Annotated in this window: 18 protein-coding genes and 1 tRNA gene; 14 read left to right on the forward strand and 5 right to left on the reverse strand. The window is 59.3% G+C overall.

Translation table 11 applies throughout. From position 1 onward, the window contains the following. The first annotated feature begins 1 nt into the window (after window position 1). The 5 genes from KY495_RS24325 to KY495_RS19320 all read left to right on the forward strand — a co-directional run bounded on the left by KY495_RS24325 (window position 2) and on the right by KY495_RS19320 (window position 3,612). Window positions 2–517, forward strand: a complete 516-nt coding sequence (locus KY495_RS24325) for an ABC transporter permease (protein ID WP_307728203.1) — start codon at window positions 2–4, stop codon at window positions 515–517. A gap of 10 nt (window positions 518–527) precedes the next feature. Continuing rightward, complete coding sequence (locus tag KY495_RS19305; RefSeq protein WP_219880952.1) at window positions 528–1,469, forward strand: MlaD family protein; 942 nt, start codon at window positions 528–530, stop codon at window positions 1,467–1,469. Continuing rightward, window positions 1,466–2,104, forward strand: a complete 639-nt coding sequence (locus KY495_RS19310) for a hypothetical protein (RefSeq protein ID WP_219880953.1) — start codon at window positions 1,466–1,468, stop codon at window positions 2,102–2,104. Before KY495_RS19305 ends, KY495_RS19310 begins: the two co-directional genes overlap by 4 nt. Beyond that, a complete protein-coding gene (locus tag KY495_RS19315) occupies window positions 2,101–2,433 on the forward strand; it encodes a hypothetical protein (protein WP_219880954.1) in 333 nt (110 codons plus the stop codon). Before KY495_RS19310 ends, KY495_RS19315 begins: the two co-directional genes overlap by 4 nt. Window positions 2,434–2,691: 258 nt before the next feature. Next, window positions 2,692–3,612 (forward strand): PEP-CTERM sorting domain-containing protein, encoded by a 921-nt coding sequence (locus KY495_RS19320; protein WP_219880955.1) that lies wholly within the window; start codon window positions 2,692–2,694, stop codon window positions 3,610–3,612. A 53-nt stretch (window positions 3,613–3,665) separates the two neighbouring features. On the opposite strand, the gene KY495_RS19325 is transcribed toward KY495_RS19320, so the two are convergent. Then, the gene (locus KY495_RS19325; protein ID WP_219880956.1) at window positions 3,666–4,709 is read right to left on the reverse strand and encodes a hypothetical protein; all 1,044 of its coding nucleotides are present in this window, start codon (window positions 4,707–4,709) and stop codon (window positions 3,666–3,668) included. Window positions 4,710–5,165: 456 nt separating this feature from the next. Between KY495_RS19325 and KY495_RS19330 the strand changes: the two genes are divergently transcribed. After that, on the forward strand, window positions 5,166–5,831 hold the full coding sequence (locus KY495_RS19330; RefSeq protein WP_219880957.1) for a tetratricopeptide repeat protein: 666 nt from the start codon (window positions 5,166–5,168) through the stop codon (window positions 5,829–5,831). Here KY495_RS19330 and KY495_RS19335 read toward each other — a convergent pair. After that, entirely contained in the window at window positions 5,812–6,729 is a 918-nt protein-coding gene (locus tag KY495_RS19335) for an NAD(P)/FAD-dependent oxidoreductase (protein ID WP_219880958.1), read from the reverse strand. The two genes, KY495_RS19330 and KY495_RS19335, sit on opposite strands and share 20 nt — an antisense overlap. A 92-nt stretch (window positions 6,730–6,821) precedes the next feature. Continuing rightward, the gene (locus KY495_RS19340; RefSeq protein ID WP_219880959.1) at window positions 6,822–7,739 is read right to left on the reverse strand and encodes a cation diffusion facilitator family transporter; all 918 of its coding nucleotides are present in this window, start codon (window positions 7,737–7,739) and stop codon (window positions 6,822–6,824) included. A 118-nt stretch (window positions 7,740–7,857) separates the two neighbouring features. Here KY495_RS19340 and KY495_RS19345 point away from each other — a divergent pair. The 3 genes from KY495_RS19345 to infC all read left to right on the forward strand — a co-directional run bounded on the left by KY495_RS19345 (window position 7,858) and on the right by infC (window position 10,632). Beyond that, a tRNA-Val gene (locus tag KY495_RS19345) sits at window positions 7,858–7,934 on the forward strand. Between the two features lie 205 nt (window positions 7,935–8,139). After that, window positions 8,140–10,047, forward strand: coding sequence for a threonine--tRNA ligase (thrS, locus tag KY495_RS19350; protein WP_219880960.1), 1,908 nt, complete (start codon window positions 8,140–8,142; stop codon window positions 10,045–10,047). A 45-nt stretch (window positions 10,048–10,092) separates the two neighbouring features. Next, window positions 10,093–10,632: a translation initiation factor IF-3 gene (gene infC, locus KY495_RS19355; RefSeq protein ID WP_307728284.1), complete on the forward strand. Its 540-nt coding sequence runs from the start codon at window positions 10,093–10,095 to the stop codon at window positions 10,630–10,632. 86 nt (window positions 10,633–10,718) lie between these two features. Here the strand turns inward: infC and KY495_RS19360 are convergent, their stop codons facing one another. Continuing rightward, window positions 10,719–12,983, reverse strand: a complete 2,265-nt coding sequence (locus KY495_RS19360) for a hypothetical protein (RefSeq protein ID WP_219880961.1) — start codon at window positions 12,981–12,983, stop codon at window positions 10,719–10,721. Here KY495_RS19360 and KY495_RS19365 point away from each other — a divergent pair. Next, complete coding sequence (locus KY495_RS19365; protein WP_219879812.1) at window positions 12,982–13,965, forward strand: IS5 family transposase; 984 nt, start codon at window positions 12,982–12,984, stop codon at window positions 13,963–13,965. The two genes, KY495_RS19360 and KY495_RS19365, sit on opposite strands and share 2 nt — an antisense overlap. A gap of 427 nt (window positions 13,966–14,392) precedes the next feature. Here the strand turns inward: KY495_RS19365 and KY495_RS19370 are convergent, their stop codons facing one another. Then, entirely contained in the window at window positions 14,393–14,851 is a 459-nt protein-coding gene (locus tag KY495_RS19370) for a DUF2846 domain-containing protein (protein ID WP_219880962.1), read from the reverse strand. Window positions 14,852–15,090: 239 nt separating this feature from the next. On the opposite strand from KY495_RS19370, the gene rpmI reads away from it, so the two are divergent. The 4 genes from rpmI to pheT all read left to right on the forward strand — a co-directional run bounded on the left by rpmI (window position 15,091) and on the right by pheT (window position 19,254). Then, window positions 15,091–15,288: a 50S ribosomal protein L35 gene (rpmI, locus tag KY495_RS19375; protein ID WP_073213547.1), complete on the forward strand. Its 198-nt coding sequence runs from the start codon at window positions 15,091–15,093 to the stop codon at window positions 15,286–15,288. A gap of 21 nt (window positions 15,289–15,309) precedes the next feature. Further along, window positions 15,310–15,669 carry a 50S ribosomal protein L20 gene (rplT, locus tag KY495_RS19380; RefSeq protein WP_183745576.1) on the forward strand — a complete coding sequence of 120 codons (360 nt, stop codon included), beginning with the start codon at window positions 15,310–15,312 and terminating at the stop codon, window positions 15,667–15,669. A gap of 127 nt (window positions 15,670–15,796) precedes the next feature. Further along, window positions 15,797–16,813 carry a phenylalanine--tRNA ligase subunit alpha gene (pheS, locus tag KY495_RS19385; RefSeq protein ID WP_219880963.1) on the forward strand — a complete coding sequence of 339 codons (1,017 nt, stop codon included), beginning with the start codon at window positions 15,797–15,799 and terminating at the stop codon, window positions 16,811–16,813. A gap of 14 nt (window positions 16,814–16,827) precedes the next feature. Then, the gene (pheT, locus tag KY495_RS19390) at window positions 16,828–19,254 is read left to right on the forward strand and encodes a phenylalanine--tRNA ligase subunit beta (RefSeq protein WP_219880964.1); all 2,427 of its coding nucleotides are present in this window, start codon (window positions 16,828–16,830) and stop codon (window positions 19,252–19,254) included. Window positions 19,255–19,345 lie beyond the last annotated feature (91 nt).

The raw sequence follows: 19,345 nt of genomic DNA on the forward strand, positions 1-19,345 counted from the left end.
AATGGTGGTGCGGGTGCTGGTGCTCGAACTCATTCCCCTGACCGCGGCCATGTTCGTGGCCCTGCGCGCAGGCCTGGCCTACAATGCCGGCGACGCGCGTGCGGTCATGGCCACCGCTTCCGACAACGAGGCGTCGTCCATCCGCGCGCAGCGCCGGCTGCGGCGCGAACTGGTGCCGCAGGTGATCGCCAACGCCTTTGCGGTCCTGAGCCTGGCCATGGTCAGCAGCGTCATTGTGCTGATCCTGGCCTACGTGAGCGTGTATGGCGGCTCGCCCTGGGGTGTGCTGGAATACACGCGCACCGTGGGGCGGGTGTTCGATCCCGCGGTGACCATCGGCTTTGTCTTCAAGACCGTGTTCTTTGGCCTGGCCGTGGCCGTGATCCCCACTGCCGCCATCCTGGAAAACTACCGCCTGGGAATCGTGTCGCCCTCGACCGTGCAGCCAGGCGCCATGCGGCTGCTGTTTGTGCTGTTCGTCATCGAGGCCGCGTCACTGGCCATCAAATATATCTGAGGACTGCATCATGAATGAAAATGACGCCGAGTCGCCCGCCGAACCGGTCGCCCATGTCGAGATCAAGGCCGTGATCCTGCTGGTGCTCATGGGGGCGCTGGTGCTGACCTTCCTGCTCTACATCATGTACGCGCGCGGCGTGTTTGAAAATACCCAGCGCCTGATACTGCTGTCGGAAGACTCGGAAGGCGTCATTCCGGGCATGGATGTCACGTTTTCCGGCTTTCCCATCGGCCGCGTGCAGCGCGTGGAGCTGGCGCCGGACGGCAAGGCGCGCATTTTGGTGGACGTGACACAGAAGGACGCCAAGTGGCTGCGCTCGTCGAGCGTATTCACGGTCGAGAAAAGCATGGTGGGCGAAACGCGCATCCGTGCCTATTCCGGCATCCTCACCGATCCGCCGCTGGAAGACGGCGCGGTGCGCACCGTGCTGCGCGGCGACACGGCCGCCGAAATTCCCAAGCTGGTGGCGAGCGCGCGCACGCTGCTCGAAAACCTGGACAACATGACGCGCGACGGCTCAGCGATCAACAACACCCTGGCCAATATCGAAGCGGTGACGGGGCGCTTCAGCGGCAAGTACGGCATGCTCGGCGGCGCGCTGGGCAGCGACGACGAGGCGCGCAAGATGCTGCAAACGCTCGACCGGGTGGACGCGCTGCTGATCAAGACGGACCAGCGCGTGTTCGGCAAGGCCGGCGTCATGGATGATACCCAGGCAGCGGTACGCCAGCTCAACGTGGTGCTCAAGGATGCCAGCGCAAGCCTGAAGAAGGTGGACGCCGTGCTGGTGGAGGCGCAGGCGGCTGCCAGCAATGCCAAGGATGCCACCCAGGACCTGGGCGCATTGCGGGCGGAAGTCGATGCCAGCCTGCGCAAGGTCACCCGGCTGATCGAGGAGATCAACCGCAAGTGGCCATTTGCCCGCGAACAGGAGCTCAAGCTGCCATGAAAAACCTCGCTTTGATGATTGCAGCGGTTCTCGCTGCCGGCTGCGGCAGCAAAGCCGTGCAGCCGGACTGGAAGACCAACGCCGGCTCTTCGCTCAAGGCGTACAGCCAGGCCTACCTGAAGGGCGAGAGCACGAGGGCTGATGCCGAATTTGCGCGCGCCCGGAGCGAAATGGCCAGTACCGGCCGCCCGGACCTGGTGGCGCACGCGGAGCTGTACCGCTGCGCCACGCGCACTGCGGCGCTGGAGATGGACGATTGCCCCGGCTTCGCCGCGCTGGTGCAGGACGCCACGGCGGCCGAACGGGCCTACGCGCAATACCTCACCGGCCGCTGGGAGGGACTCGATGCCGCCCTGCTGCCAGAGCAGCACCGCGCGGTGGTGCAGGGCAGGGGGGCGCTGTCGGCGATTGCCGATCCGTTGTCGCAACTGGTGGCAGCCGGGGTGCTAATGAGGGCGGGCCGCGTCACGCCGGCCGATATTGCTGCGGCCACCGCAACCGCATCGGCCCAGGGCTGGCGCCGGCCATTACTGGTGTGGCTGGGCGTGTCGCACCAGCGCGCCATGGCGGCGGGCGACACGGCAGAAGCGGCGCGGCTGCAGCGCCGCATCGATCTGGCGGCAGGGACCAAGTGATCCGGCGCCTGGCACTGGCATGCGCGATTCTTGCGGCGTCTGATGCGCTGGCGGCCCCGAGCCAGTGTTTCGGGCGGGCCGCTGCGGGCCGGCTGGAACACGGCGTGCGCCTGCCCCTGGCCGGGACCAACTACACCTCGTACAGTACCATCGCCGCTGTCCACGCGGGCATCGGCCAGGTGATCCTGGACCCTGCCTTCACGGTGCAGTTGCTGGCAACCCGCCGCGGCCCGTATCTCCAGCGCCACGTCAAATTTATGAAAGGCAAGCCGTGGGTCCGGCATGACGAGCATTACCATGTCGACTTCGCCGTGCCTTGCCGTCCCTGATCCTTGACCTTACGTGCGCGCTTTCATGGCGCGCGGCCGGCAGCGCGGTTGTCGCCAAACTTTACACTCGTGCAGTGCTCGCGCCTGCTATTGACCCGTGGCGCCACGAGGGCTGTGAAAACTCCTGAAGTGGCATGAATATTGCTAATCGCCATCTTTGCGTTCAGGCGCCCGCCTGGCGCATTCAAGCTGTCACAGTCGCGCCGGCGGCAACATCCACCTCCGGCGCACATTGCTGACTAACTGTTCGGAGAAGAGATGAAAAATTATATTTCCGCAATATTTGCCGCTGGATCGCTTATCGTTGCTTCGCAGGCGTGGGCCTCGCCAACCCTGACCACCTTCGGGTCCAGCGCCCAGACCGGCGTATTTGACTGTGCGTGGAACGCTGCCCGCACGGCCTGCAATCTCGTGTCAAACGATGATTACAATGGCACGACCGTGCACCGGCCGACGGGCGTCTTGTCGCAATCGAGCGACGCGCGCGGCAGCGCATGGGCCAGCGCTGAAATCAGCACAACGTCTTATCTGCCTTCATTGCACGCCTACGCCTACAGCAATCCGGCGGCCACCGGCCCGTCGAACACGAACTATGGCGGCAGTTCCTGGGCCGACGCCAATGTATGGGGCGTTCAGGGCTATACCTATACTGGCGACACGCCGTTTCTGCTGACGTTGACAGCGACGCTCGATTCCGTCTTTTCCCGGCCCAACGTGGACCGCCAGGGTAATCATTCGACCTTCCAGGTCAGCATTTTCGACACGAGCGGATATTCTTTCGGATATTCGGACAACGGTCTGGCAGGGGAAGAACTGTGTCCCATCCTGTTCGCCGGACCGGTCCGTGGCCGCTGTCTGAACATGCCGGCAGTCTTCGCCAGGGGTTCAGAGACCTTGTACGACACCGGGATGGTCTCGACGACCGTCAACTATCTGCTGACGCCAGGGCAGAGTTTCTTTGTCGGCGCCTTCCTGGACGCGAGTGTGTGCTGTGGCGCCACCGTCGATTCGAGCCACTCGCTCAATATGCTGTTCAACGATGCGACGCTCCTGCGCAGCTTCGCTGTGCCAGGCGCCGTGGTAGCAGTGCCGGAGCCGGCCAGCTTGCCTGCCGCGCTTCTGGCGCTGGGCATTCTCGCCGGCATGCGGCGCCAGACGTGGAGAAAAGCCGCCGCCTGACCTATAAAAGTCATATCGCGGCCGTGCTGCTCATGCGCTCGGTCGCGCCCGCTTCAGGGCCGGCGTAACTCGAATCGCCACTCGCGCCCGCGTGGCTTGTAAATCCACATGAGTGGGTTGAAGGCGATGAAGTCCTCGTCTTGGTACTGGCGGATGGCGCTCATCGCCGTGCGGGCAGATTCGGCCAGCGCCCGGTAGGACTCCCCGAAAGACGCTTTCGACATATCGATTTCCGTTTCGTTGATCATCATGCCGCCTCCGCGCATGGCTGTGGTGATGGCTTCCACAGTGGCATTCAGCGTTTTCACGGCTTTGATGCGCGCTTGCCGCGATTCTGGCATCGCACTGATGTCGAAGTCATCGAACCGGGTGCCGGGATCGTCGTGGCGCAGGTCCGATGCCGGTCCTTCGACCAGATTCCAGCCGCGCCAGGTGACCCGGTTGAACAGGGTGACAATCGCGTCATTGTCAACACGTACGTCAGTGACAAAGTTAATGGCAAGGTTGGTCGCGCGGGAGCGCTCAATGCCGTACAAGTTCATCATCATCTCGACAATGGGCTTGCGGTCAGACGTCTTTTTCGCAAGCGCTACGGCAAAGTTCCAGAAAACCTTGAGCTGCTCGAACGAGATGTTATGGTGCAGCGCGAAATTGTCGAAGGACTTTGTGGTACGGCCGTCCGTTGCATTGACCGGGTACACGGTTTTCCAGGGCATGGGCTTGCGAGGACGGTAAACATAGACGTTTTTCACGCCCACGGCAGGCGAGGGGCCGTGCGTTGCTTCGTACGAAGCCTTCAACATCTGCTGCTTGCCGCCGTATTTGCCCATCAAATACAGGTATTGGCGCATATTGTCCTTGGCCTGCTCCTGGCCGTCGCCGGGGTCGACGTTAAGCTGCACCATCTCGATCCCGTCCGTCACAGTCGCCATTTTCTGGCCTGGCAGGGTCCTGGCCGCGAGTTGGCCAGTGGCATGATCGACGGCGTAGATCTGGCACAGCATGACCGCATCGCCCGATGTCTTTTTGCCGGCCCAGGAGTCGGGCATGTCGCCGCGCTGATTATCCTTGCTGAAGAACCCCGTGCTTGTCAGCATGTTTCACTCTCCACAAAAAACCCATGGGGAAAACGCAAAGTGCAAGCATTGCACATTGGTCGCTGTGGTTTTCAAAGGGTCTCTCTGGAAGAAACCGGCCGCGCGAGTGGCTCAGTGCAAACCGTTTCTTATTCGCAATGCAAGCTTGACTAAGCCTTAACTCTGATGGGCGTTTGTCGACGTCGGCGCGTGCATGTCGTGACGCGCCTTTGCAGCCTGCCCCGTCAGGAAAATGCCTGGATGTGACGACCGATTTATTCGAAGCGCACGAACGTGCTGCAGGATTAATTTCTTACGGCTATATGAAAACCGTTGCCTTAAAAAAAGTGTTGTGAATGCAGCAGCGAGGGGCTTCACCGATCAATTGTCGCAGTACAATAAATCATAACGTCAAACAATGTACAAGGGACGTTCATGGCTTATCGAAATTTCCGACTGGCTTTACTGGCGAGCGTGATGGCAGCCGCCACCATTTCCGCACAGGCTTCCACGGTAGAGGTACCGCTGGAAAGGACACGCTTACTGGCGCTCCAGGACGATCCGCAGGCGCAATTCGACCTCGCCGTTTATCACGACAAAGGCATTGGCGTTGCACTCAACAAGATGGCAGCGGCCCAGTGGTACCAGAAAGCCGCCAGCCGGGGGCATAGCAAGGCACAGTACAACCTGGCACTGCTGCACATCAATGGCGAAATTGGCCCAGTCGACCATAAATCAGCCTTGTCATTGCTGACCGCGGCCGCTGAGCAGGGACTGGCGGCAGCGCAATATAACCTGGGCGTGATGCTGGCCAACGGCATGGGCACGGCCCGTGACCCCAAGGCTGCCGCTGCGTGGTACGAAAAGGCGGCAGCCGCGGGCAATATGGACGCGGCAGTCAACCTGGCGTCCATGTTGCGCACCGGCCGCGGTGTTGAGAAGGATCTTGCGCGATCGGCAAACCTGTACCGCAAGGCAGCCGAAGGCGGCAACGCCGTGACGATGGAGCGCCTTGGTTATCTCCATGCGACCGGCCAGGGCGTGCCGAAGGACGCGGTGCTGGCCACCAAATGGACGGCAATGGCGGAGCTGGCAGGAGTCAAGCCGCTTGAACGGGACAAAATCATCTCGGCGACGCCCTGAATTGTCGTGGCAGCGCATTGTGGATAGCAGTGGCCGCCACGGCCGCCTGGCCTGCTGCCACGCTAATTTGATTCAATCCCTTGACCACGTCGCCCACGGCGTACAGGCCCGGCACAGTGGTACGCTGGTGCTCGTCGACTTCGAGCTCCATGCAGTTGCCGGTCCTGGCGCCTAGTTCCTGGGCCAGATCCGAGCGCGCCGCTTCGCCCAGCATGGGATAGACCACATCGAAGTGGTGCGCTTCGTCGTCTGCCGTGTGCAGGATGGGCGTCATGTCCTCGCTCATGGTGATTCCCTTGAGCGGCGCAAGCACATATCGCACATTGGCGGCCTCCAGCTTGCGGCGCTGCTCGCCGTCGAGCCGCACTTCGTCCCGTTCAAACAGCGTGACGCTTGATGAAAACGTGCGCATGAACAGGGCGTGGCCCACGGGATTGGTATCGGATGACACGATGGCGATTCGCTTGTCGAGCACGTCAAAGCCGTCGCAGACGGGGCACAGCCTGACGGCGCCGGCCGCGACTGCCTCGCGCCAGTTTTCAATGGGAAGGCCAGCGTCTGCAATGCCCGTGGCAAGCAAAACGGTGCGGGCGCGCAATTGCCCACCGTCGTACTCTGCCACGAACAGGTCGCCTTCCTTGCGCAAGGCCGTCACTTCCCCTTCAGTCACCTCGCCGCCGTAGTTGCCCAGCTGGCAGCGCAGGTTGTCCAGCAATTGAAAGCCCTTGATCCCGTCCGGAAAGCCCGGGAAGTTGTGGGTGACGGGAATGAGATCGAGCCGGCTGCGGCCCTTGTCAATGACGATGGTTTCGCGGCGAAAGCGGCGCAGGTAGATGGCGGCGGTAAGGCCCCCGGGGCCGCCGCCAATGATGAGGGTGTCATGCACTTGGATAGTCATGCAGCCATTGTGGGCGGTACGGCGCCTGCGGCCAATCGGCACTCGTCCCGGTCACGGGTAAGACAGCGCCGACACCGGCCTGCACGGGGGCACTAATCGTGGGCTTCGGGCTGCAGGGTGATGTGATCAATGCCGTGGCGGGCGAGCAGCATCTGGTGGACGGCGGTGAGCACCTCGGGCCACTCGCGCAGGCTGCGGATGCGCAGGTGTCCTATCAGGGCCGGCTGGCCGGGCGACATGTCCCACACATGCAGGTCGTGCACGGACAGCACGCCCGGCACAGCGGCAATGTCCTCGCCCACTTGCAGGTAATCGATGCCGTGCGGGACGCCTTCCATCAGCGAATGGTAGGATTCGCGCAAAATGGCGGCGGTCGACTTGAGAATCAGCAGCGATACCAGCACCGACAGCAGCGGATCAATCTGCATCCAGCCGGTCAGGTAAATGACGGCACCGGCGGCAATGGCGGCCACGGAGCCAAGCACGTCGCCCATCACATGCACGAGGGCGGCGCGGGTGTTGATGCTGGCCTGGTCGCGCGAGAGCATCCACGCCACGCCCAGATTGATCACCAGACCGATGCTGGCGACGATGAAGACCGTGGCGCCCTCGACCGGGCGCGGCGCGCCAAAGCGCTGTACCGCCTCAAACACGATCCAGCCCACCACTACCAGCATCCCGAGGCCATTGACAAAGGCGGCGAGCGCTTCGGCGCGGCCAAAGCCGAACGAGTGCCGCGCCGAGGGCGGGCGCTTGGCAATGATCTGCGCCAGCAAGGCCAGGCCTAGCGAAGCGGCATCAGTGACCATGTGCCCGGCGTCGGCCACCAGGGCCAGCGAATTTGCGAGGATGCCGGTGACGGCCTCGATGGCGGCAAACGACAGCGTCAGGGCCAGGGCTACGGCCAGGGCGCGGTTGCTGCGTCCTTCAGCAATATGGCGGTGCTTGGCGTCGCCGTGATGGTGGGCGTGCAGGTGGGCGGAAGGCGAGGGCGGTGTCGATGGGTGCATGTCACAAGTGTAATACAAGCGATGGCGGCGCACCGAATGCGGGATTTTCCCCGGCGCTGCGTTTTCCTTGAAATAGCCCTTGTTTTTCTCAAAACGCCTCTCTATAATGCTGGTCTTCGGGCGGTTAGTTCAGCTGGTTAGAATACTTGGTCGACATCCAAGGGGTCGGGGATTCGAATTCCTCACCGCCCACCAGAACATGCAGTACTAGGTAAGAGCGAGAAAGGCATCATGGTTATGACACCGCGAACTACGACGGAGTTATTCCAGCGACACTAGTCGAGGTGCTTCCTTTTGCTCTACGAAAAAGAAAACGCGGCTAGTCCGCGTTTTTTTTCGTCCGCGTTTTTGTTTGACGTATTTTGTAAAGTTCATCGCAGTTTTTGTTCAGGAGAACAACATGGTTTCAGTCCGCCTTCCCGATGGTTCCGAGCGCCAGTTTGACGGCCCAGTCACCGTAGCCCAGGTTGCAGCGAGCATCGGCACCGGACTGGCCAAGGCCGCGCTGGCCGGCAAGGTCGATGGCAAGGTGGTCGACACGTCCCACCTGATCGAGAAAAACGCTGACCTTGCCATCATTACCGACAAGGACCCGGAAGGGCTGGACGTGATTCGCCATTCCACGGCCCACCTGCTGGCGCATGCGGTCAAGGAACTGTTTCCGGATGCCCAGGTCACCATTGGCCCGGTCATCGAAAACGGCTTTTACTACGACTTTTCATACAAGCGCCCGTTCACGCCGGAAGACCTGGCGGCGATCGAGAAAAAGATGACGGAGCTGGCCAGGAAGGACGAGAAGGTGGCGCGCTCGGTCATGCCGCGCGACGAAGCGGTGGCGTATTTCAAGTCCATTGGCGAAGCCTACAAGGCGGAAATTATCGCGTCCATTCCCGCGGGCGAAGACGTGTCCCTGTACGGGCAGGGCGGCTTTACCGACCTGTGCCGCGGTCCGCACGTCCCATCCACGGGCAAGCTCAAGGTCTTCAAGCTGATGAAACTTGCCGGCGCCTACTGGCGTGGCGACTCCAAGAATGAAATGCTGCAGCGCGTGTACGGCACGGCCTGGGCCAGGAAGGAAGACCAGGAGCTGTACCTGCACAACCTGGAAGAAGCGGAAAAGCGCGACCACCGCAAGCTGGGCAAGCTGCTCGACCTGTTCCACTTCCAGGAAGAAGCGCCAGGCTTGATTTTCTGGCACCCCAAGGGCTGGACCATCTGGCAGATGGTGGAACAGTACATGCGCAAGAAGTACCAGGACAATGGCTACCTGGAAGTAAAGGCGCCGCAAATCCTGGACCGCACGCTGTGGGAAAAGACGGGCCACTGGGAAAACTACCGTGAAAACATGTTTTCCACGGAGTCGGAAAACCGTAGCTACGCGCTCAAGCCGATGAACTGCCCGGGCCACATCCAGATCTACAACTCCGGCATGAAGAGCTACCGCGATTTGCCGCTGCGCTTTGGCGAATTTGGCCAGTGCCACCGCAACGAGCCGTCGGGCGCGCTGCACGGCATGATGCGGGTGCGCGGCTTTACCCAGGATGACGGCCACATTTTCTGCACCGAAGAGCAGATCGCGCCGGAAGTGACGGCCTTCCACGCCCAGGCCATGGAAGTGTATGACGACTTTGGCTTCGAGAATATCGATGTCAAGATTGCCCTGCGTCCCGACAACCGCATTGGCTCGGAAGAAGTGTGGGACACGGCCGAAGAGGCGCTGCGCTCGGCCCTGCGTTCCTGCGGCGTGCAGTGGACGGAGCTGCCGGGCGAGGGCGCATTCTACGGTCCCAAGATCGAATACCACCTCAAGGATAGTCTTGGCCGTCCCTGGCAGGTCGGCACCATGCAGGTGGACTTTTCCATGCCGGCCCGCCTTGGCGCCGAGTACACGGGCGACGACAACAAGCCGCGCGTGCCGGTCATGCTGCACCGCGCGATTGTCGGTTCGCTGGAACGTTTCATTGGCATCCTGATCGAAAACCATGCGGGCGCCATGCCGCTGTGGCTGGCGCCGCTGCAAGTGTCGGTCTTGAATATTTCCGACGCGCAAGCCGAGTACACCAAGGAAATCGCCGCCCAGTTGAGGAAAGCGGGATACCGTGTTCACGCTGATTTGCGGAACGAGAAGATTACCTATAAAATACGCGAACATTCCGTCCAAAAAGTGCCTTACATTCTTGTAATCGGCGATAAAGAGCGGGATGCCAACACTGTGGCCGTGCGCGCACGGGGCAATGTCGATCTGGGCGTCATGTCGGTCGAGGCCCTGCTGGAGCGACTCAAGCAAGAGGTCGATTCCAAAGCGTAAGCGAGAGCGGCCCGGGGCAACCCGGGAGCGCGGCTAATTCATCAGATTTTAAAAGGAAACAACATAGCTACTGACAAGTCACATCGCATCAACGGCGAAATCACCGCCCCTGAAATGCGTTTAACCGGGGTCGATAACGAGCCGCTTGGCATTGTGAGCCTGGCGGAAGCGTTCCGGCTGGCCGAAGAGGCAAACGTCGACCTGGTGGAGATCGCGCCCACTGCGCAACCGCCGGTATGCCGCTTGATGGACTACGGCAAGTTCAAGTATTCGGAGCAAAAGAAAGCTCACGAAGCCAAGCTCAAGCAAAAGATCATCCTCGTGAAGGAAGTTAAATTCCGTCCGGGTACCGATGATGGCGACTACAACATCAAGCTGCGCAACCTGATCAAGTTCCTTGACGAAGGCGATAAAACCAAGATCACGCTGCGTTTCCGCGGCCGTGAGATGGCGCACCAGGACATTGGTTTCCGCATGCTCGAGCGCCTGAAGGCCGACCTTGAGCCGTATGGCCAGGTTGAGCAATTTCCCAAGATGGAAGGGCGCCAGATGATCATGATCCTGTCGCCGAAAAAGAAGAAGTAAGCTGTTTCGCCAGCAATAAAAAACGCGCTTTACCGGAGGGTAAAGGGCGTTTTTGTATTTGGCCAAAGTAAAAGAGGCGCGACAACCTATTTATTAGCTTGGTCGTGGAGTTGGTGGAGGAATTTCCAACTTTTATGTTTGAAATCTGGACGGCAATCTTGAGGCAGTTGAATGCCACTGTCTCTATTCTTGATGAAGTCGAATGCTTTTCTAGTCGCAATCCCTTGAAGGGGTTTGTCTAAGAGCTCTGGCACAAACCAAAATCCTAGTAGCACAATAAAGCCGCCCAAGATGGCGGATATTAACGGATCCACTGTCGATAGGTATGCAGCTAACCCCGCCGCAGTCGCAAAAAGGATAGCAATCATCCACCGTAACCGTCCATAAGTCTTCAGTCCATGTGCAAACCCATTTTGAGCTATAGAAAGTTTACGACGTGCATCGGCGCGAGATTTTGTTAGGATCTCGTTAGTTAAAGCATCGTTTTTCGACGCCAGCTGAGCGTGCTCTTCATGAAGTTGCATTTTTAAACGGTTTTCTTCTTTTAGGTCTGCCGCATGCCTCTTTTCGGTTTCAATGAGTGCTTGTGACACTCGTTCAATCTCTGCTTGATAAGCAGTACTCCTTTCTAGCAGAATAAGCTCCCCTTCTTCGCGGGCTCGAACTGCTGCGTATTCGCCGGCGCTGAGTTTTATCTGTTCGAGAATGAAGGGAAGGCGTTCTGTCGTGACGTCTTCTGGATCGCCAGCAACTGCACACATTAGTGCTTTTGCCCCCTCTCGATCTTCTAGCAGTGCTATAAGATCGTCCGCTTGCTCTTTTCCGTCTAACTCAAGTACGAGGTTGTATGCCTTTGCTTTGATATCGTCTCGCGGTCTTACGGCAGCAGAACAATTTGCAAGTAATCGAGCGATGGGGATATGATTCCTTTGGCCTCCAGAGCGCGCCCATATATACCCGGCAAATTGTTTGTCAGACATCGCAATTGGCGCCCATTTATCAATATGCGTGGCGCTGTGTTTCGTTGTGCTTTTTAGCCAACGATTCCATGAAGCGTTACCAATTTTTACCAAAGCAGTATTGCGGCTTAAAAAAAGCCAACTCGAGTCGCATATTCGAGGGCATGGCTGCGAACAATCCCTCAACGAAATTAGAGACCACACTGACTTTCGATCGTGCGCTTTAGCTTCGACATTCCCCCATGCTTGCATACTTGTATTCATCGTAGATTCGATGTCTCCAACAGCAACCGGGTGCCGCCGATGTAGATTAATATCCGGATCCCGTTCCACCGAAATTCCCAATCGGCTAATAGCACGTTCCCCGACGCGATTTTTTAATGCCGCAAGCAAATCTGGTGTTGCCGACATGTTCCATCGATTCACTGTATTCTTGGTGCCTGAGCGCAAGTATGCAAGTTTCGCGGTGATAGCGTTTTCGGCTTCCATCACGCAATGATCGAACACAGCTACACGCGCGCCGCTGTTTTTAATTGTGGAAAGCAGCTCTGTGCCGTAAGCCGCATATTCTTCATTAACACCGAGCATGTCCAATAGAATTGGAGAGTCCAAATAAACCGTCAGGCCATCAAGAGAGTTATGGGCCGTTGTTGGTTCGTGAAATACTGCTATTGCTTCAGCCGCCATATTTGCGAACGCGACGTCTGAAACGAGGTTGAACGCTTGAGTATCTTTTCGCTGAATGTCGAGTAAAAACTGTGAAGTCTTAAAGTCTAAGTGGAGTTCTGTGGCGTGTTTGGCCTCAGTGCGCTCGTCTGGGCGATTCAAAGTTAACGTCGCTGCAGTTCGCTTCGTATTGCCACTTGCTTCTTTTCGGCTCAAAATACGCATAGAGTCGGCGTTAAGCAATCTGTGCAAAAACGCGAGTTCTAGTTCTGTTTTGTCGAGTGCCTTCAGGAACTCGTCCTCGACGCAATAAGTGCAGAAGTCCTCTAGTACCCTCTCTACCTGTCCTTCCGTAATTTGATTTACCGACTCGTGTGTGGGTACGACAGACGCATGCTTATAGACGGTTCTTGTTCCGTCACGTGAGACTACGTGTAGAAGTCCTGCGCTTTCCAACTGCTCCGTCAATCCAAGCGCGGCAAGTCGGGGGATGCTGAATCCAAACCGACGTGCTACTGCAGCTGAGAATTTTTCTGCGTCGAAGAGTTGCCCGACAAGTTCGTGATTGGCTTCAACGAAAAATGGTAGTAGTGCATGCGTTATATTGGCGCCGGGGAACGTCAGTCGTTGAGCTAGGGAAGCACTGATTAATTCGAGCGCGCCTGTTTCCATCGTCAGCCAGACCTGAGACAATACCGGTACTTTCACCGCGCCGCCATCGATCATGCAAAAGAGCTTTTCCGACCTTGAGTACGCCGCTAAGAAGAAGCTGACGCGCCGCGACCGCTTCCTCGCTGAGATCGACGTGGCGACGCCGTGGGGCAAGCTGCATAAGCTGATCGAGCCGCACTATCCGAAGGTGACTGGTGCAGGCCGTCCGCCGATCGGCTTGGCGCGCATGCTGCGCATGTATGTGGCCCAGCAGTGTTTTGGTCTGTCCGATGAGGGTATTGAGGACGCCATTTACGACAGCCAGGCGATCCGCGCTTTTGTTGGTATAGACCTCAATCGCGAGAGCGCACCGGACGCGACGACGCTGCTCAAGTTTCGCCACTTGCTCGAAGCAAAGGGGCTGACGCAGAAGATCTTCGAAGCGATCAACGCGCACCTGGCGGCCAAAGGATTGATGATGCGCGAAGGGACCATTGTGGATGCCACCTTGATTGCCGCGCCACCGTCGACCAAAAACAAAGACGGCGAGCGCGACCCGGAAATGCACCAATCGAAGAAGGGCAATGACTGGCATTTCGGGATGAAAGCGCACATCGGCGTTGACGCTGCATCGGGCCTTGTGCATACCGTCGTGGGCACCGCTGGCAATGTCTCCGATGTGACGCAAGCACACGCTCTGCTGCACGGCGATGAAGTGGCGGCCTTTGGCGACGCCGGTTATCAGGGTGTTGAAAAGCGGGCCGAGAACATCGGCAAACCGGTGACTTGGCACGTGGCGATGAAGCGCGCTAAACGCAAGGCGCTGCCGAAGAACAAGCTTGGCCGCATGACCGAGAAGCTTGAGCATCTCAAGGCGAGCGTGCGCGCGAAAGTCGAGCATCCATTTCATGTCATCAAGAACCTGTTCCGTCATCGGAAGACGCGTTACCGTGGTTTGGCGAAGAACACCGCCCAGTTGTTCACGCTGTTCGGCTTCGCCAATCTGGTACTGGCCGGCAGGCGATTTACGATCACTGAAACCCGAAGAGCGTCCTGAGCGCCGAAAGGCGCAAGGAATACTGCAATTTCGTTGAAAACCCGGCAGAAACGGCACCGAAAAAGCGCGTCGCGATTCTTCGGCGAGGTCGATTCCTCCAAATTTCGGGAACCCGCTGAAATCGTCAATTGATCAGCGCCTCCCTAGCGCGCAATAGGCCAGTAGCGCTCTTTTAGGTCTGCTGTTGAGATCCAATCGAAGCTCCTTCGTTTTGTCTTAGCACTTATACGGTGAACTATAAGTTTCTTGCATGAATCATACCATTCATCATTGTCGAAAACAAAATGCCGCGATACTTCGATCAACTATTCTGGCGTACCATAAATGTGGGGGCAGGGAAAAGAATTCTTGTTGCAAGCGAGGATTAAGTGAGAAGATTGCGTCTGCGGCGTCTCTATTAACTTCCTGTGTAACTGGTCGCGTCGAATCAGGGCGTCTTCTGCGACCGCGCCTGGTAGCGCTCGGCGCTCGACTTTTCAAAGAAGGTGACGATGGACTTGCCGCTTGCCGCCTGGCCGTAATGCAGGTACAGGGGCCCGGTACCGGGGAATTTGTGCGGCAGGCTATTGCTGAAACCCACCGGCACCGTCATGCGGCGCTCACGCATGACAATGTCATGCCGGCCATCGATCACTTCCACGCACAGCGTTTCCCCCACCTTGAGCGGGGCGATCGGCTGGCCGTCGACGTACAGCACCGGTGCGTCGGGATGCAGGCGGCCCACCAGGGCGGTGCCGCGATAGAGCACGATCGAACAGGCTTGCGGATCGGCCAGGGGGATCACGCGGGCAACGGCAACCGCTGCCGGCGCGGCGGCGCGGGGAACATGGGTGGCGCAGCCGGCCAGCAGGAGGGCTGCCAGCGGCGCAAGGCGAATCAGGTGCATGGTGAATATCCAGCAAAGGTGGGAATAGGAAACGTATAATATGTCACCCGGGAAAGCCATTGCCAGCTTTTTTTGCTGTTGCAAGCCAACAGCGATGCCAATTGCGCGGCAATAGTGTGCTATGATCACGGGCTTCGTTCTGCAAAGAGCGAAGACACATGTGAAAGCAGGCATCTAAGCGCAGCGAGTTGCTGCCACCTGCAATCCTGCTACTGGAGCTGTCTACGGACAGAACTACTATGCCAAAAATGAAGACCAAAAGCTCCGCGAAGAAACGTTTTCGCGTGCGTCCAGGTGGAACCGTCAAGTCGGGTCACGCTTTCAAGCGCCACATCCTGACCAAGAAGACCACCAAGAACAAGCGCCAGCTGCGCGGCACCCGCAACATCAACGCATCGGATGTCACGTCCGTCATGCGCATGATGCCATCTGCTTAATCTCACAACTAAGGAGAAACTATGCCTAGAGTAAAACGTGGGGTTACAGCTCGTGCCCGTCATAAAAAGATTCTTGTACAAGCTAAAGGCTACCGTGGTCGCCGCAGCCGCGTGTATCGTGTTGCCAAGCAAGCAGTCATGCGCGCTGGCCAGTACGCTTACCGCGATCGCCGTAACAAGAAGCGCGTATTCCGCCGCCTGTGGATCGCCCGTATCAACGCCGCTTCCCGTGAGCATGGCGTGACGTACAGCGTATTCATGAACGGTCTGAAGAAAGCATCGATCGAACTGGACCGTAAAGTCCTGGCCGATATGGCTGTGATGGACAAGCCGGCCTTCGCCGCGATTGTCAACGCAGTGAAAGCAAAGATCGCTGCGTAAGCTGTGACCTTTGTCAGACGCCGTTCGCATGGACGGCGCCAAAGAAGCGGGGCAGAGGTGAGAACCTGTGCCCCGTTTTTGATTGTGGCGTGCATCCACGCTATCCTCAACCGGAAAACCACAACGCATGAATTCCCTCGACAACCTCGTCGTGTCGGCCCAGGCTGACTTTCTCGCCGCCGAAGACGCTGCCGCACTGGAAAACGCCAAGGCCCGATACCTTGGCAAGACCGGCCAGATCACCGAGCAGATGAAGGGGCTGGGCAAGCTTGACCCGGACCAGAAAAAGGCGCAGGGCGCCCTCATCAATGCCGCCAAGGTGCAGATCGAAGCCGCGCTGACCGCGCGCCGTGATGCCCTGGCCAATGCCCAGCTCGAAGCACGCCTCAATGCCGAAGCCATCGATGTCACCCTGCCGGGCCGTGGCCGCGCCATGGGCGGCATCCACCCAGTCATGCGCAGCTGGGAGCGGATCGAGGAAATCTTCCGTTCCATCGGTTTCGATGTGGCCGACGGCCCCGAGATCGAGACCGACTGGACCAATTTCACCGCCCTGAACAGCCCGGAAAACCATCCGGCCCGTTCCATGCAGGATACCTTTTATGTGGAAGGCCAGGACAGCACCGGGAAGCCTTTGCTGCTGCGCACCCACACCAGCCCGATGCAGGTGCGCTACGCGCGCACCCACACCCCGCCCATCAAGGTGATCGCGCCGGGCCGCACGTACCGCGTCGACAGCGATGCGACGCACTCGCCCATGTTCCACCAGGTCGAAGGCCTGTGGATTGCCGAAGACATTTCTTTCGCTGACTTGAAAGGTGTGTACCTGAATTTTGTGAAAGCGTTTTTCGAGACCGACGACCTGCAGGTGCGCTTCCGCCCGTCCTACTTCCCGTTCACGGAACCCTCGGCCGAGATCGACATTGCCTTTGGCAGCGGACCGCTCAAGGGCCGCTGGCTCGAAGTGTCCGGCGCCGGCCAGGTCCACCCGACGGTGGTGAAGAACTTTGGCCTCGATCCGGAAAAGTTCATCGGCTTTGCCTTCGGTTCGGGCATCGAGCGCCTGACCATGCTGCGCTACGGGATCAATGACCTGCGCCTGTTCTATGAAGGCGATCTGCGCTTCCTGAAGCAATTTAACTAATTCAAGGTCCACATATGCAATTTTCTGAACATTGGCTCCGTACCATGGTCGATCCGAAGATGACTTCGGATGAGCTGGCCCACCTGTTGACCATGTCCGGCCTCGAAGTGGAAGAGGTCGAAGCCGTCGCGCCGCCGTTTTCCAACGTGGTGGTGGCCGAAGTGCTGGACGTGGTGCGCCATCCAAATGCGGACCGCCTCAATGTGTGCACGGTCGATGCCGGTACCGGCACCCTGCTCAAGATCGTGTGCGGCGCCCCCAATGTGCGCGCCGGCATGAAGGCCATTTGCGCCATGGCCGGCGCCGTGCTGCCGCCTGGCGCCGACGGCAAGCCGTTCGTGATCAAGGTGGGCGAACTGCGCGGCGTGGAGTCGCAGGGCATGATGTGTTCGGCCAAGGAGCTGAAGATCTCGGAAGAGAGCAATGGCTTGATGGAATTGCCGCCCACGGCGCCGGTGGGCCAGAACATCCGCGACTACCTGGCCTTGAACGACCTGAAATTTACCATCAAGCTCACCCCCAACAAGGCCGACTGCCTGTCGGTGCTCGGTGTGGCGCGCGAAGTGTCGGCCCTGACCGGCACACCCCTCACGCTGCCGCAGACGCGCCAGGTGGCCGTGGGCGGCAGCGAAGTGCTGCCCGTGACGATCAGTGCGCCCGACCTGTGCGGGCGCTTTTCCGGGCGCGTGATCCGCGGCCTGAACGCGCGCGCGGCCACCCCGCAATGGATGTGCCAGCGCCTTGAGCGCAGCGGCCAGCGGCCGGTGTCGGCCCTGGTCGACATTTCCAATTACGTCATGCTGGAACTGGGCCGTCCTTCGCACGTGTTCGACCTCGACAAGATTCACGGCAGCCTGGACATTCGCTGGGGCCGCAAGGGCGAAACGCTCAAGCTGTTAAATGGCACCACCATCGAGGTGGACGAGTGGATGGGTGTGATCGCCGACGAACAGCAGATTGAATCGCTGGCCGGCATCATGGGCGGCGATGCCACCGCCGTCACGCTCGACACCACCAATATTTACCTGGAAGCGGCCTTCTGGTGGCCCGGCGCCATCCAGGGCCGCGCCCGGCGCCTGAATTTTTCCACCGATGCCGCCCACCGTTTCGAGCGCGGCGTCGATTACGCCACCACTGTCGAACACATCGAGCGCATCACGGCGCTGATCGTGGAAATCTGCGGCACGCCCGAGACCACGGTCGGCCCCGTGGACGACCAGGTGGTCAATCTGCCGCAGCGCGCCCCGGTACAGATGCGCACCGCGCGCGCGCAAAAGGTGATTGGCGTGCCCATCACCGATGCCATGGTGGCCGATATCTTCACCCGCCTGGGCCTGGAATTTACCGAGCGCGATGGCGTCTTTTCCGTGACGTCGCCATCGTTTCGCTTCGATATCGAGATCGAGGAAGACTTGATCGAGGAAGTGGCGCGCGTCTACGGTTTTGAAAACATCCCGGCCCTGCCGCCGGTGGCCGCCAGCCAGATGCTGGCCACGCCGGAAAACACGCGCTCGCTGTTTGCCGTGCGCCACCAACTCGCCGACCTGGGCTACCAGGAAGTGGTCAACATGAGCTTTGTGGAGGCGGCGTGGGAGGCGGACTTTGCCGGCAATTGCGAGCCCATCAAGCTGCACAACCCGATCGCCAGCCAGATGAGCGTGATGCGCTCGACCCTGATCGGCAGCCTGGTGGCCAATGTGCGCTACAACCTGAACCGGAAGGCGGGCAGGGTGCGCGTGTTTGAAGTGGGCGCCATCTTCCGGCGCAATCCGGCAGCCGTCGATGGGCCGCTGGCCGTGGCCGGGTTTGACCAGCCCAAGCGGGTGGCAGCAATTGCCTACGGTCCCGCCCTGGACGAGCAGTGGAGTGTGCCTGCACGCGCCGTGGATTATTTCGACGTCAAGGCCGATGTGGAAGCCATGTTTGCCCCGCGCCAGCTGCGCTTTGTGAAGACGGTCCATCCGGGCCTGCACCCCGGGCGCAGCGCTGCCATCATGCTCGACGGGGCCGAAATCGGCTTCCTTGGCGAGCTGCACCCCAAATGGCTGCAAAAGTACGACCTGCCCCAGGCCCCGGTCGTATTCGAGGTGGACGCTGTTGCCTTGCAACAACGCGTGGTGCCGCAATATAATGAGATCTCCAAGTTCCCGGGCGCCACGCGCGACCTGGCCCTGGTGGTGGCGCACAGCGTGACGGCACAGGATCTGCTCGATGCTTTTAATGCTGAGTTGCAAATAAATCCAGCAGGAAAGATTGTGCAAGCCATTGTTTTGTTTGATGAATATCGCGGCAAAGGCTTGGAGACGGACGAAAAAAGCCTTGCTTTCCGCTTTAGCTTGCAAGATACTCAAACCACCTTGCAGGACGATGTGGTGGACGCGGTCATGACTGCCGTGGCCGCTGCCGCCACGGGCAAGCATGGCGCCAAACTGCGCTCGTAACATCCGACAAGCTGACATGAATTAAAGGCGGGGCTGCAAAATTAATAACAACGACGTTGATTCCGCCGTACTCCAGTCGGCTCTTGCGGCC

Source organism: Massilia sp. PAMC28688 (assembly GCF_019443445.1).
Lineage (GTDB): Bacteria > Pseudomonadota > Gammaproteobacteria > Burkholderiales > Burkholderiaceae_D > Telluria_A.